The sequence below is a fragment of the Desulfomonile tiedjei genome, from assembly GCA_016212925.1.
In the GTDB taxonomy this organism is placed as follows: Bacteria; Desulfobacterota; Desulfomonilia; order Desulfomonilales; family Desulfomonilaceae; genus JACRDF01.
This window is the reverse complement of the sequence record JACRDF010000003.1, coordinates 306012-321511: the sequence shown is the minus strand read 5'-3', so window position 1 is coordinate 321511 and position 15500 is coordinate 306012. Positions and strand designations below refer to the sequence as shown.

The 15500-nt window shown below is 55.3% G+C and carries 6 protein-coding genes; 3 read left to right on the top strand and 3 right to left on the bottom strand.

The window, feature by feature from the left end; genetic code table 11:
• Positions 1–291 precede the first annotated feature (291 nt).
• Together HY913_01980 and iorA are read right to left on the bottom strand one after the other, a co-directional pair.
• A complete protein-coding gene (locus HY913_01980) occupies positions 292–876 on the bottom strand; it encodes an indolepyruvate oxidoreductase subunit beta (GenBank protein MBI4962023.1) in 585 nt (194 codons plus the stop codon).
• The gene (gene iorA, locus HY913_01975; protein MBI4962022.1) at positions 873–2654 is read right to left on the bottom strand and encodes an indolepyruvate ferredoxin oxidoreductase subunit alpha; all 1782 of its coding nucleotides are present in this window, start codon (positions 2652–2654) and stop codon (positions 873–875) included. Before iorA ends, HY913_01980 begins: the two co-directional genes overlap by 4 nt.
• 1331 nt (positions 2655–3985) lie before the next feature.
• On the opposite strand from iorA, the gene HY913_01970 reads away from it, so the two are divergent.
• A complete protein-coding gene (locus tag HY913_01970) occupies positions 3986–4603 on the top strand; it encodes a L,D-transpeptidase (protein MBI4962021.1) in 618 nt (205 codons plus the stop codon).
• A gap of 168 nt (positions 4604–4771) precedes the next feature.
• Entirely contained in the window at positions 4772–5821 is a 1050-nt protein-coding gene (selD, locus tag HY913_01965; protein MBI4962020.1) for a selenide, water dikinase SelD, read from the top strand.
• 331 nt (positions 5822–6152) lie between these two features.
• Here selD and HY913_01960 read toward each other — a convergent pair whose 3' ends face one another.
• Positions 6153–7244, bottom strand: a complete 1092-nt coding sequence (locus HY913_01960) for an SDR family oxidoreductase (protein ID MBI4962019.1) — start codon at positions 7242–7244, stop codon at positions 6153–6155.
• Positions 7245–7461: 217 nt separating this feature from the next.
• Between HY913_01960 and HY913_01955 the strand changes: the two genes are divergently transcribed.
• Positions 7462–15495, top strand: a complete 8034-nt coding sequence (locus HY913_01955; protein MBI4962018.1) for an SDR family NAD(P)-dependent oxidoreductase — start codon at positions 7462–7464, stop codon at positions 15493–15495.
• Positions 15496–15500 lie beyond the last annotated feature (5 nt).

The following is a 15500-nucleotide window of genomic DNA, read 5'->3' as shown; positions in this document are numbered from 1 at the left end:
CGCTGTCGGCGGAAGCTGCTCAGCGACCAAGAAATAGAAATATTTGAATGGGAATGGGGAAAACTTTCCAGGAATTGTTCCTGCTACGAATCCACAGAAATTGGTTTTACGAGCCCGGTAATTGGCTACAGTTGGTTTCAAAAAACCTTAGCGAAGGAAACATCGGAGTCTCCCGCACCACCCATTGGAGTCAAAGACGCCAGTGGTGCAAATCCATGGGAGGCCAGTGCGGAACGCGGGATTGGGGAGGGGTCCGGGGAGGCCCTTTTTGTTCGGCCTCCCCGGATGTTCTTACGCCAGTGATCGGCCTTCGTGGAATGCTTTCAGGTTGATATCCACCAGTTTAGGTTTTAGAGATTCCTTCAAAACAGCTTCATAGGTCTCGGCAGGTATATCCAGGTATTTTGACATCACTCCGAGGAAAATCACGTTCGCCACTCGAGGATTCCCAATCTTGGAGGCAACAGCCGCGCCGTCTACGATTACCGCGTCAGGCACCTTTTCCTTGATCTTGTCGAGCACATCCGGCGGGTATTCCTGTTTCCCTGTAAAGACCGCGGGCGGCAGTATCTTTTGATCGTTGACGATCACCTTCCCTTTTTCCGAAAGGTACGGAAAGTACCGCAGGGTCTCGATCTGTTCAAACGACAGGAGCACATCGGCTTCGCCCATCTTAATGATCGGTGAACTTACCGTTTTCCCGAACCGTATATGGCTGGAAACCGATCCTCCACGTTGCGCCATGCCGTGAATTTCGTTCTTCTTCACATCGTACCCGTGCAAGGCCGCGGCTCGCCCGAGCACGTCGCTGGCGAGAATGATTCCCTGGCCGCCCACACCGACTATGAGGACATTATAAACGCGATCGTTGCTCATGACGCCTCCTGAATAGCATCAGACTTGCAAACCTCGAAGCAGGTCCGGCACCCCACGCAGAGGGCCTCGTTGATCCGGGAGAATCCTTTGCGTTTGTCGCCCTCCTTGGGCTCCTCGATCTTCACGAACTCCAGCGCGGGACACCCGGTATTGATGCACGCCTTGCATCCTTTACATAAGTCTGCGTCAATCTTGAGCGGCTTGTCCGGCAGAATCCGCTCGGTCTTCAGCAGAGCGCACGGGGCCCTGGCAATTATCAAGGAAGGCTCGTTTGCAGCCAACTCTTCCGCGATGACTTTTTCCGTTTCTTTGACATCATAAGGCACGACGATACTGATTCTCTTGAAACCGAACGCGTCGGCCAACTTTGCTATGTCCGCCTTGATAGTGGGGTCTTCCCGCAGTGTGGAGCCCGTTCCGGGGTGATCCTGGGCACCCGTCATGGCTGTGGTCCTGTTGTCCATGATGACCACCGTGGTGGAGCCGCCGTTGTAAGCGAGTTCAAGCAGCGGTGTCATTCCCGAATGGAAGAAAGTGGAATCGCCTATTACCGCTACCGCCTTGCCTCTTGCCAGCTCACCCAGAGACCTGTCCAGCCCCGATGCTATGCCGATGCCCGCGCCCATGCACAGGCAATTGTCCAGCATCCCGACGGGAGGCAGAGCCCCAAGGGTATAGCATCCAATGTCGCCGGCCACATAGACTTTGTTCTTTTTCAGCGCGGTGAACGTAGCTCGGTGCGGGCAGCCGGGGCACATGTTCGGCGGCCGCAGCGGCAATTCCATATCAATCGAGCCGATACTCTTGGCGGAAGATTTCCCTGTGAGGGCCATCTCCACCTTCTCCGGGGTCAGTTCACCTGTCAGACCGGTAAGCTCCTTGCCTTCAACCTTGATGCCCATTAGGCGAACAGCTTCTTCGATAAAGGGATCAAGCTCTTCAATGACCACCAATCTCTTCACGCGGGAGGCAAAATCTCGAATCATTTTTTCAGGCAGGGGCCAGACCATGCCCAGTTTGAGGAAGGACGCGGACGGCATCACTTCACGAGCGTACTGGAAGGCTGCACCGGATGATATAATCCCAAGAGCGGCATCGCCCATGATTACTTTGTTGTACGGGAAAGTCTCCGCGAACGCTGCAAGGTCTTTGAGCCTTTGCTCCACCACCGGGTGGCGCCGCCGGGCCATAGCGGGCAGCATGACGAACTTCATGGGGTCTTTCTTCAGACCAAGTTCCCGCGTACCTTCTACTCTATCCTTGGTTTCAACCAGAGACATGGAATGTGAAATGCGGGTTGAACTGCGGAAGATGACCAGGGTGTCAAATTCCTCGCTTATCCGCAGGGCTTCGCCGATCAAGTCCTTGGCTTCCTGGCTGTCAGACGGTTCCACGCACGGGACTTTTCCGAATTTTGCAAAATTCCTGGTGTCTTGCTCGTTCTGGGACGAGTGCATTTCCGGGTCGTCGCAGACTACCAATACGAAGCCGCCGTTCACTCCAGTGTAAGAAAGAGTCATGAACGGATCCGCGGCCACATTCAGTCCGACGTGCTTCATGGCCGCCAGGGCGCGGGAGCCTCCATAAGCGGCTCCTGCGGCAACTTCGACCGCGACTTTTTCATTGGGCGCCCAACCGGCTTTAATATTGGGGTATCGTTCGCCAATGTACTCCAATATCTCAGTGCTGGGAGTTCCCGGATAAGCCGAGGCCAGTCGCACACCGTATTCCCAGGCCCCACGTGCAATGGCTTCATTTCCTGACATTAGCTGTTTCACGGCTGCCTCACCTTTCGTTAATCTCCGGCTCTGCCGGCGTAATGAACCCGCGAACGGCGGTGTTTCTCGTTAGAGAGCATTCAGCATCGGTCTGAACTCGGTTCAGATTCTCAAGCGATGGGCATCTTAGGATAGAGCAGAACCGTCCTCATCTATCCTAGACCGGGTCAAATAATGTGTCAAGAATTTCAGTAAGCCACTTTCGCGGTTCGATAAACCGCCAGCGCGGCATTTTGAAAAACGCTTATTAGTTGCAGAGGTTATGAACGGTCTGCGGTTAGAATGTGGGGAGGGATAGATTCATTCCAGTGAATTATGGATCCAGAGATTGGCAGCGCGATCTTCTTGGGGACGAGTCGGTCCAACAAACTATAGCAACTTTCATGGCGGAAAGCGCCACAACGAATTATGAAAACGCCAGTAGCGCCGTCCCGCGCTGAACGCGGGATTGCCGGTTGTCTTCGAGGCGTTTTCATAGGAATTGCCAAAACTTCTGACCGAATCAGTTGTGTGGCATTGAGAAAGGCTGCGGCTATCTGACGCGCTTTTGCCAATCGTCATTCATGAGACGGCGGGCACGGCCCGCCCTACAGGAGGCGGGTCGCAAATTCCTAGGGCGGGCCGTGCCCGCCGACCGTGACGGTGACCGAGAGCTGACCAGATGGCGTTGGCGGACATTATTTTTGACACTTGCCATAAGTCCGCTAAAGCGGTTGCACGCAAACAAGAGAATCGACGGCGAATGAGACATGAACTAGTCTACACAAATTGATATTTGGTATCGCCAAAACTGGCGGCATCGCGACCAATTTCACCTTTTGTTACGCGTGGTTCCAGATGCTTAACTTCCAGGGCTTTTTTTGCATTGATTTTTTTGCGATAAAATGCTAAATATACACATTATTTCCATTTAATGTCTCTGACGGTTTTGAGAGATTGCCATGTTTCGTGGATTGTTGGTTGTCTTGGGTATGGGTTTAGTCGCGTTTTGCCTTCCTTCAGCGGCCACTGCCGTGTCGTCGGGGCAAGATGCCCGCCTGACAGAGGCTCCCTCCAAACAAATCTATGGGCCTACGCGTTCCGGCGATAGCAACATCCAGCTTGCCCGCAGCGCTTCTCAGAGCACGGATAAAGCTGGTTCCGGAAAGAGGCGCCCGGCAAAGAATCGGACTCAAGAACAGACCTTAATCCACAAGGCTACCGTAGCGCCAGGCGGAGCGCCAGCTGGAAAGACCCCGCAAACCGGGGTTCTTCCTCGAGAAAAGTCTCGGCCCGATCCCCCTATAGCGGAGCCCGCGGCATACAGCCCCCAGGCGCGGACATCACCCGGAATGGAACCAAAGGACCCGGACCAGGGATTGAAGTCGGCTCTTGAACAGCCGGTAGGGCCCGCTGGTACATTAGGCTATTTGGAAATCGAAGTAAGTCACTCCCAGCATACCTTCAAGCTCATCGCGCATCGAGGCGACAGTACCCAGGAAACTCTGCACGAGTGCAGAGTCGGACTGGGCGGGCCAGGCTTTCCGACACCTGTGGGACTTTACTACGTGACCCACATATACGACGATAATCCCTGGTGGATACCCCCTAAAGATCGCGCCTGGGCTGCCGGAGATTCCCCCAGCAAACGCGTTTATGGAGGGACCATGGCCCCTCTCCTGAAAAAGAGGCCGGTGCGCGTCAAGAAACAGCAGCCGTCAACGGACTTGGAGGACATGATCGCAGGGCAGGTCCAATTGGATGATTATGGATATCGCTTCCACGGCACCAACCAGCTCCGGAGCATCGGCCATAATCAATCCCACGGTTGCGTGAGAATGCGCCCCGAGGATGCGGCCAAAGTGGCTTCTTTGATCAAGGACTATGTGACCTGGCATCAGCGCAAGGAGTCCGACAATGGATCCTTCGTGGTCCTGAGTGCCCCGGTGAGACTCAATCTGGTAAAATAAAGTTTGCAGGGACCGGCGCAAGACGACAATCGGTCTTGCCTTGCCGAATGCAAGGCTTATACTTATTACATAAGTGAATATTAGGGTTTGGGGAATATACTGGGCAACCCATTGTGGTTGCCCTTTAAACATTGTACAGTCACGCAGATTTCGCAAAAAGGAAATCAAATGTCGTCCGAAGAGATAAGACTGACTACTCTTGCCAAATCCTCAGGTTGAGCGTCAAAAATGAGTCCAGGGGACCTGGACCAGGCGCTGTGCGGGATTGAAATTCCGTCCGATCCAAACGTGCTGACCGGCATGTTCGGATTCGAGGACGCGGGTGTGTACCGCCTTGACGACTCTACTGCCCTGGTCCAAACCGTAGATTTTTTTACCCCTATTGTCGATGACCCGAGGACCTTTGGCCGGGCCGCGGCTGCGAACTCGTTAAGCGACGTTTATGCCATGGGAGGCAGGCCGCTGACGGCAATGAACGTTGTTTGTTTTCCCACAAAAAAGCTGGGCATTGCCTTGCTTCGCGGCATCCTCGAGGGAGGGTTGGATATACTGAAAGAAGCCGGTGTTGCCTTAGTCGGCGGCCACAGCGTCGAGGATGAGGAACCCAAGTATGGCCTTTCAGTCACGGGCCTTGTTCACCCGGATCGCATAATGACCAATTCCGCGCTTCGTCCCGGTGACCGTCTCATCTTGACCAAGGCCATCGGCACCGGAGTAATCGCCACTGCCATAAAGGGAAACCTTGCGCCTGAGCCTGCGGTTGATGCAATGGTGAAATCCATTTGCGCTCTCAACAAGGCCGCGTCCGAGGTGGCCTCAGGTTTTGGCGTCAGAGCCTGCACAGATGTTACAGGCTTCGGCTTGGCCGGGCATCTGGTCGAGATGGCGCGGGCCTCTCGATGCAGAGTCCGGATCAGCTCCAACGCCATTCCGATTCTTAAGGGCGCGCTCGAAGCCGCATCGATGGGAATGATACCCGGCGGAACGAATGCCAACCGAAAGTTCTTCACAACCTGGATCACATTGAACAGCTCAATTTCCCCGGAAATATCCGACCTGATTTTCGATCCGCAGACCTCCGGGGGGCTGATTCTGGGCATTCCATCGGATTCGGCTCGAAAGTTGGCGGATGCATTAATTGCTGAGGAAGTGGAATTTGCCGCGGAGATCGGAGAAGTCCTCGGACCGGATGACAAGGGTCATCTGGAGATCATGTGAGCCCTGTAGATAATCCCCCACCTCGTCCAGACAACATCTCATTAATGGTCGAAAGGCAAAAATGACGTGGGACCATCCCGCCTGCGCTGGAATGAAGTCACGCAGACTTTCCTACAGTAGGGGCCGGCGTCCCTGCCGGCCCAATTGCAAGCTCACCTTCCCAGGAGAATCCAAACCTATGCACATTGGTTGATTTCGCCGCACCTTCAGGCAGGTCGTCCAGCGAGCAGGATGCGCTGACCGAACGGGAACCGTCCCGCGAGACGCGGGATTCGCGTTATTTCGCCCAGCCATGCAGATCGCGGCCGCCGTATTATTGTCACTTGTCTCCCTATGCCCCCACATTACCCCAATCTCTCTCGATCGCGTAGTCGATGAGCTTATCCACAAATTCCTCTGTTATTGGCGGCACCTTAAGCTCGGGCAGGGCCCGGTCCGTATTTGTGCGATCGAACACAGGATTGTTGGAGAAGTGGAACAGAATGGTTTGCATCTGCCGCCATACCATGCGCTCGATCCTATTGCGCGGTTGCGTGAAGGAAGCGCCTGCCCCTACAAAGTGCAAGCCACCGACATTGAATCTGCGGCACACGTAATCCAGGGTGTATTGGTGAGTCGGCGGATCAGGGTGGGTCAGATGGAAGATCTTTTTGTGATTCTCGGGATTCTCTATGATGCGAACCGCGGCTTTAGCTACATAATCCACCGGGATGATATTCGTCGTGGCTTTAGGGTCCGCCGGCACATTGAGCCGCAAATCCGAGCGATTACCCTCCGCCGCGTCGGACATGAGGCGGTCAAGCAGGTGCACGGCCTGAAAGAGAATGTACCAGCCGGTAAATGATGTACACCTTCCTGTTTCGGAATGGCCCACTATGATTGACGGTCTCAGGAAAGTGGCCTCCCCGGCCCAGAGCTGTTCCGCTTCCCATTTACTCTCCTCATACACGTTGACGAAATCGCCTTTGGGGTGGTTCACCTCCATAAGCACCTCCCCTTGCACCAGGCCGGCCACATAGGCTGTGCTCACTATATGAACCTTCAGAGGATTGCGCTCGACAAGCCTTCTCAGGACCTTGGCGCTACCCAGATTGGTTTTAAGGGGCTCTCCGTTCTCATCCATATGGAGTCTGGTGGAAGCGGCATTATGGAGCAAAGTGTCTACTTCTTCGAGGCCCTCGTATTCCCGGCGCCAGTTATCCCATTGCTCGTCGGCTTCAAGGATTTCACCTTTGAACCAGCGTAGGCTTTCAGCACTTCTCGGGAGACCGAGGCTGCTCAGGAAACGAATCGTATCCAACTTGCGGGGTTCACTGCGATAGAGAGCCCAGACGGAATGTCCTCGGTCTAAGAGTTCGGCCAGAATATACTCTCCGAGGAAACCTGTGCCTCCGGTAAGAAGCACCTTCATAGATCCGTCCATTATCCCTCCAGATTTATTATTGCTAACCTCTCCGAAACCGGAAATCACATCCGGGTTTCCGGAAGCAGAATGTCACAGCCTATAACAGGCACAGGTGCCATTGCAAGGGTAAAGCTGAAAGCCGTCTCTGGCCGGTTCTTTCATTTCCCCTATTCCCAGATCAGATGGATGTGCTATATTAATCGTTTGTCTAAAGACCCTAATTGCGAGGTGCGATATGCCCGCCGAAGATTTGAGACCATCAATTGCTTTCGTATGGAGACCTGAGGAAATTTCTTCTTCAGTGGTACAGGCCGCGCGTAGTACCGGGGGCCGGGCCATTTTCGATATTTCCTCATCGGATACGGACAGTGCAGGGAAAGCTCTGCTGCAAGCTGATGCCGCGGCCGACGCCGTTGATCTCAAGATCTCTATTTCCTGTCTCCTGCAGGACGGTCTGGAAGAACTCTTGGAGGACACGGACATCAAGAAGATTTGGGTGGAATTGCACCCTACGCTGCTTGAAGGAGACTCGGGCCCCTATCTGGAAAGGATAGCGGTACTCTCCCGGAATTACACAGTAATTCCCGTAGTTGGCTCCGTGGATCTGATCACCCGCATTGTAAACGAGTTTCCCCAAATAACCGGCCTCGCGCTGAAAGGCAACGAGGCGGCCGGCTTTGTAAGCAGCGAGAACTCACTTGTCCTGTATGCCACTGTTCGGGAAATGATCCGAAGCACGAATACAGGTCCCGATCTGTTCATTTGGGGTGGGGCAGCCACTCCCGAAGCCGCTGCGACATTTTTAGCCGCGGGGGCAAAGGGAATTGTCTTTGAAAGCCTCCACTGGCTGACTGATCTGGTTGCCGCGGATGACCAGACGCGGGACAAGATATCCAAGCTCCGGCCGGATCACACGGATGTGGCCGGATCGAACCTCGACATTCCCTGCCGTCTTTTCAACAAGGGAAATTCCAAGGCTGTGAAAGAACTGAAGGAATTTGCCGGGAGTCTGTGCGGCGCTGAGATCACGGACGAACAACGTGGTTCCTTTGCCAAAAGGATTCAAAGCGATTCGGTGCATGCTCTCCAAAGTCAATTTGACCGAGGAAAGCTCATTCCTCTCGGTGTTGAGGCCACCTTCGCCGCGTCCTTCGTGAGACGCTTCGGGTCAAAGACCGAGGAAGCCATCTCACGCTTCATCAGAACAATCGATCAGGTCCTCTCAACCGCGGCCAAAGCGGAACAGGCCTTTGTCGCAAGCGCCGTGGCCAAAGAAATGGGCACAAAGTACCCGTTTGTCCAAGGGGCCATGTCCTGGATTACCGATGTGCCGGAATTTGCAAGGAAAGTAGCTGACGCAGGAGGTCTGCCCACGGTTGCGCTGGGCATGATGGACAAAGAAACCCTGGATCGGCGGCTGGGGTCGCTCCCGGAAATTTTGGGCGACGCGCCCTACGCGGTGAATGTCATCGCGCTGGCCGAAAACCCACACCGAGACGTTCAACTGGCCTGGATCAAAGATGTGAAGCCGCGCTTCGCAGTGATTGCCGCGGGTGAACCGTCTCACGGGGCGGAGTTGATGGCCCGGGGAATCAACGTGATCTACATTGCTCCTAACGAGGAGCTTCTACGGCTGGCCTTTGGAGCAGGCATTCGCTACGTGATCTGCGAAGGGAACGAAGCCGGCGGACATGTGGGGCAGCATAGCACGCTGACAATGGCGCAAATCGTGCTGGACCTGAAAAACCGAGAGCCGCAACTCTTTGAAGGACGGCGAATAATTTTAGCCGGAGGAATCTCGAACCGAGAAACCATTTTTATGGCATCCATGCTGGGCGCGGACGCGGTTCAGATGGGCACGGTCTATCTAACAAGCAGTGAGATAGTCGAAACCGGCGCGCTCACCGAACTGTATCGACAAGTTATCCTTGGGTCCAAGCCCGGGGCCACGGTGGTGACAGGCGAAGGGACAGGCCTTCGCGTCAGGTCCATCAAGACCCCTAAGATGAACGCCATCTGTGCTCTTGAGCGAGACTTCGCCGCGGGCACGGAAGACGAGTCCTCTTTTCGCATGAAGATTGAGGCGCTCAGCGCCGGGAGTCTTTTCGTGGCTGCCCGAGGTATGGACAAACCCGGCGGTACAGCCCTGGAATCTGACAAATGCCTTGAAGAAGGCCAGTTTATGAGCGGGGCGTGTGCAGGCTCACTGAAGGCCTGCGTGGAAATGAAGAGCCTGCATGAGGAGTTGGCACAGGGAGCATTGGAAGAAGGATTGCCGTTCACAGGGCCTTTACTGGAACAAAATGCCCCTCGTCCCTCAGGAGTGGAAGTCAGTCACGTTGTCGCGGGTCATCGAATACAGGCCCCTTCCGTAGTGGAGCAACGTGGACCGGTCCGGGAACGGATAGCGATTACCGGCATGAGTGTCGTCAACGCTTTGGGTAACAGCCCGGAGGAGATTTGGGCGGCCAGCCTGGCCATGAGGAGCGGCATAGTCCCTGTGCCTCAAGCCAGATGGAACCACGAGGTTTTCTATCATCCCCGGCCTCGAATGCCGGAAAAGACCTATTGCAAGGTCGGGGCCTTTCAAACTATCGAGGTGTCCCGTAAAGAAATAGGTGTCCCTCCCCAGGACTTCCGGACCATGACTGACGCCACCAAGATCAGCATGTGGCTGGCCGGCAAAGCCATCGACGAATCCGGGATCCTCGATTCGGATATCCCGCGGGAACGCATAAGCGTGCTGATTTCTCAGAACTCGGGAGAAGCTGCCGCCACATTGCAGGACGTAATAATCCGCGGCTCCCTGACCCACATAATTTCAGCCGTAAAGAAAGTGCTCCAGCTCACGCCCGAGATGGAAGCGGCAATAGCCGAAGAGGTGACATCGGGCAGAATAGCCATAGACGACACAACGCTGCTGGGCAGGCTCAATTGTTCCGCGGGCGGCTTCATTTGTAACAAATACGGATTCATGGGCCCCAGCTTCTCGGTGTCCGCGGCCTGTGCGACGGCTCTGGTGGCATTGTACAGCGCATACCAGATGATACGAAACGGGATTATAGATGCAGCAATAGTGGGCGGCGGCGAAGAGTTCCTTACGCCGATGCATTTCCTCGAATTCTCCGCTCTGGGGGCTCTCGCAGGACTGTCCGGCGTAGAGCGCTCTGCGGCTGAGACCAGTCGTCCGTTTGATGCGGCAAGAGACGGCATGGTTCTGGGTGAAGGCGGCGGAATGATAGTTATCGAGAGGGAGTCCGTTGCACGAAAAAGAGGGGCCAAGATCCATGCGTACATAACCTCGATGGGTGCCAGCAACAACAACCTGGGCATGGTCGAATCATCCAGGATAACTCAAGAAATAGCGATAGGCGCTTCTTTCGACGATGCGTCTTACGGACCGGACTCCGTGGATGTTGTGGAATGTCACGCGACCAGCACGCGACAGGGCGACGTGGAGGAAGTCCAGGCCCTAAAGGCCTTCTTCAATTCCGGCCGCCGAACCGTTCTGACCTCCTTCAAGTCGCAGATCGGGCACACTTTAGGCGCTTCCGGGATCAACAGTCTCATCAGAGGAATTACGGCTATGAATGCCGGGATTTATCCGGCAACTTTGAATTTCGATGAACCCGACCCGGACTTAGGCCTCCCGGGATCGGACCTCACCGTTTTGCCGAACCCTGAGGAGTGGCAGTTGCGGAACGGCAGCCCGAGACACCTTCAGGTCAACGCCTTCGGCTTTGGTGGGTCCAATTACGTTGTGCAGGTGGAGCAGGCCATGGACAATGATGGCGCAGTCTTAGTGCAGTTGGGGAAACCGCAGGAGGCGCTGGAAGACTCTGCTGATTCGCCGGCTCTTCCGGACGGGATACATTTCTTCAGAACCGAAATAAGCGGTAAGCCTTATCGCGTGGCAGTGGTAGCGGAATCAGGCCAGGAAGCGCTCGAACGCATACAAAACACGGAGCCGTTTAGCAATGGAGGCGGCGTGGCTGCGAAGCGCCAAAAGGCCATGGCAAGGCAGGGGATCCATGTGGGATCAGCCGAGGTGCCCCCGCCGCCGCTCGCTTTTGTGTTTCCAGGCCAGGGGTCACATTACGCCGGAATGGGTTTCGAGCTGTATCAGACTTTTCCGGTTGTTCGTCAATGGATGGACCGAGCGGCCGAGGTGGCGGATTTCGACCTTCTGCACCTACTCTTTCACGATCGGGAGGAAGATCTCCAAAAGACCCGCTGGCAGCAGCCCGCTCTCTTTACCATAGAATATGCAATGGTTCAGTATCTGGCCTCTCTGGGCGTCCGGCCGGCGGCTATGGCAGGCCACAGCCTCGGTGAATTGACCGCTCTGTGCCTGGCAGGCGTGTATTCCTTCGAGGATGGCTTCCGAATAGTCAACATGAGAGCTATCTGCATGGACAAAGCCTGCACAATGAACGTGGACCCCGGCGTGATGATGGCCGTGGACGCGCCGATGGACATTGTGGAGGAAATGCTGGCGAAAGCTGAAAAGGTCTACATAACCAACATAAATTCGCCCCATCAGATTGTAATCGGGGGAGACACCGATGCCGTGAAGGCCGTGGGAGCCGAATTGAAGCAACTCGGCCACAGGTCTACTTTGCTGCGGGTGAGCATGGCGTTTCATTCCCCGATAATGAGGTGTATCCACGATGAACTGGAAGAGTTCATCGCGGGAATAGAATTCCACGCACCCCGCATTCCGGTGATATCAAATACAACCATGAAGCCGTTTCCGGACGACACAGCCGAAATCAAGCGCACCGTCATGGCGCACCTGGAGTCGCCGGTCAACTGGATGCCGAATGTCCGCACGCTTTGGAACGACCACGGGGTCAGGCTTTTTGTGGAAGTAGGCCCGAGAGACATCTTGAGCAATTTAATTCGGGACATCGTGGAAGAGGCGGACTGCATACAGACGTGTCTGCCCTCCGCGGAAAGTCTGGTGTACAGGAATGCGATGTCTCAGTTATTTGCCAGGGGAAATCTGCCCTCAAAGGGATCGTTGAAGCATGTATCTTTTCCCGTTACACAGAAGTCTGCCGACACTACACCGGCGGAAATAGCCGTCAGGCCGACGACTGCCCCTGTAGCGTCGGCTCTTCCGACGAATCTGGAACAGATCGTTCAAAGAGAAATAAATGCCTTTGTGATGGAAAGCTTCGGTAAATTCCTCAAGCCGGCTCTCATGGCCGCAATTCGGAGAGACTACGATCCTCGGTTCGGGGAACAAGGTCTCGAAAACCTGCTGCGTGCAATGTTCCCCGGTGTTGACTCGGGTCCCGTTGTCTCTTTACCGCCTTCCTCACAGGTTGTCCCGACCGTTCAACAGGCTGTGGCGGTCCCAATTGCCGCGCTTCCCCAGACCGACCAGGTCGCGACACCGGAATCAACCGGCGCGGAGGACATCACCGAGGCGGTGATAGGCATCATCATGGATGCAACCGGGTACGAAAGAGATGAGATAGAGCCCGAAATGGATCTGAGAGAAGACCTTTCCATCCGCTCCAGCAGGCTTCCGGTCATCATAGACGCTGTAGAGGGGCACTTCCACATCAAAATAGACCTTGAGGAATTTATGGATGCCCGGACGATACAGGACATCTCTGACCGTATTCTAGCGGTTCTTTCGAGGCAAGCGTGCAAGAAAGTCGCACCTGCCCAACCGCCGGCCGGCAGTGCCCAGACAGAGCCTGCCCGGATGATTGAACCCGCTGAGGAGAACCAAACCCTGAAAAGGGTTGTTTTCACCGAGGCGCCTCTGGAGCCGGGAGACTCCCAGCCGGTTGAACTCGATCTGATGGATACCGTCGCGGTCCTGGCGGCAGAGGGTGGCACGGGACTGAGACAAGAGGTCGGCGGCATTTTCCGGCGAGACTATGGGATTAGCATTGCGCCCATGGCCTTCATGGATGTTTCATCGGAGTCCGAGGAAGCCAGGTTTGACCTTCGAACCCACAAAGGCGCCGCGGATGCCGTGGGTCTCCTTCAGGAACTGCAATCTCTCTCCGGAATTGTGATCATATTGGACGACGCTGTGGAGAAATACCTGGACGGCATGGAGACGGCCTCAGCCGTTCTCGAAGGGTTCTTCTCTGTCCTTAAAGCGTTCCTGGATACTCCGGCGAAGAAATTCGTGCTGATGATTCATAAGAGCCAAGGGAACGCGGGCACAGCCGGAGTGCTCGCTCAAGGCATGGTAGGCATGTTCCTGAGCGCGGCTCTCGAGTTCGCTTCCGTGCAATTCCGAACGGTCCGCCTGGACGCAAACACCGACCTGCGAGATGCAATCCGTGGTTCCTTGGATCGGAGCCGAAAGCCCATTGAGACCATATACCGAGACGGAAAAGCTTATACAACGGAAGGCCGCGTTCAGCCCTGTTCGTTCCACGATGCTCCGGGACTTCAGCTATCTCCCGGTGATGTGGTGGTTTTTTCCGGTGGCGGCTCCGGTATAACTCCGTTTCTGGCCAGGAGCCTGGCACCGTTCGGGTGCAAGATGGTTTTTCTCGGGAGAACGGAACTTGACCCTGATATCAACTTCCGCAAGTTGATTGCGGAAAGTGGCGATTCGGGGGAGATCGCGGAAAAGCTGGTTTCATCCAAGAAGCCGAGCATGTCGGGCAAACAGCGGCTAGCCGAGATCTCAAAGATTGCCAGAGCAGTGGACATAGTGCGTAACGTGGAAGAACTGCGCTCTGCCGGTGCGGAGGCGTCTTATTTCAGTTGCGACGTTGCAGACCCGGAAAAGACCCGCGCTGTTGTCGACGAAATAGTGAAGCGATACGGAAAGATTGACGGCATTGTGCACGGCGCCGGTGTCTTGCGGGATGGTTTTATCAAGCAGATGACTCCGGTGGATTTTTCCGCTGTGGTAAATGTCAAGTTTCTGGGTGCGTGGAACCTTTTCAGCGCCGCCAGCAAGGCCGGCTTAAAGTTTTTTACGTGCCTGTCGTCAGCGGCCTCCGTTCAAGGGAATCCCGGCCAGGCGAATTACGCCGCGGGGAACCGCATCATGTCCGCGTTAGTATCTCACCTACGTTCCGCCCATGAGGAAGTCCGATTCAAAGCCATGATGCTCCCGCCCATCGAAGGAGCGGGAATGGCTGAAGATCCGGAAATCAAGGTCCTGATGAAGAGGATGAACGCTGCCTACGTACATGTGGACGAGCTTGGCGAGCTGTTTTGCAGGGAACTCTTCGTCGCGCCACCCGAGGACGTCTGGGTCCTGTTCATGAGATCACTGCCGGATTTGAGCCAAGTGCGTCTTGAAATGGATGAACCGGTGGCTCCTGCCGGAAAGATCCATGCAGGGGCAGTGATGTTCAGGAACGAAGATTTCCCCATGATTGATTCCGTCTCACGCATGGATTTGCTGAACGGTGAGTTGGAGGCGACCCGCAGTTTTTCTCAGACCAGGGACCTGTGGATCGCGGACCACAAACCTTTTAAGTTCCTGAAACATCCGCTGGTGTCTGCAATCATGGCCCTGGAAACTTTCATGGAGGCTTGCAGAATCCTCTATCCGCACCTCCGTGTCCGGGGTGTTCGTGAAGCCCGGTTCCTCGACATCATAGAGTGCCCTGCAGGAACCACCAGACCCTCCGAGGTCTCCTGCCGCCGGGTAAGCAGCGGCGTGAACGGAGTTCAGTGCGAAGTGACACTCTCAACGAGAGAGATCTCGCCGTCAGGGCGGATCATGGATCGCCTCCAGTCCAATTTCAAGGCCATCGTAATGCTTGCGAGCTATCACGCAATTCCTGCAGAAGACCTTCCGGGTTTTCCGGTCAAGCCGGAAGAGCTGGAAAGCCGTCCCATGGATCACGATGAAGCTCTTGAGTGGTACCAGAATCGTACTGACATGCAGGATCGGTATCGCGTGATCGAAGACCTGGACGGCACGTCCGCCGGGGCCATTCGAGGACGAATCATCTACAAGCAAGGCACGGACTTTGCCCCGCCTCTCAGGTCCCGTTACCAGTACTCGCCTTACCTGCTGGAAGCGCTGATGCAGGTCGTGAATTTCTACATTGCCATGCGGGACCCCGACGAACCCCGCTCCATGATTCCCTATCGGATCGGGGAGATGATGTTCTTCAGAAAGTGCGCCGCAGGTGAGGAAATTACCTTGGAAGCGCGTATGAAGAGCAGTGATGAAAAGGGGATTACCTGGAATGCTCGGGCGTTGGACGAAACCGGAAGAGTGCTGATGAATGCCAAGGACATAATGATGCGGTGGTTCTCCAAGTGACGATT

What these genes read in the sequence shown, in the direction of transcription:
- HY913_01960 (MBI4962019.1), bottom strand. Translation starts at nt 7,244, where the DNA reads ATGGACGGATCTATGAAGGTGCTTCTTACCGGAGGCACAGGTTTCCTC.
- HY913_01980 (MBI4962023.1), bottom strand. Translation starts at nt 876, where the DNA reads ATGAGCAACGATCGCGTTTATAATGTCCTCATAGTCGGTGTGGGCGGC.
- HY913_01955 (MBI4962018.1), top strand. Translation starts at nt 7,462, where the DNA reads ATGCCCGCCGAAGATTTGAGACCATCAATTGCTTTCGTATGGAGACCT.
- HY913_01970 (MBI4962021.1), top strand. Translation starts at nt 3,986, where the DNA reads ATGGAACCAAAGGACCCGGACCAGGGATTGAAGTCGGCTCTTGAACAG.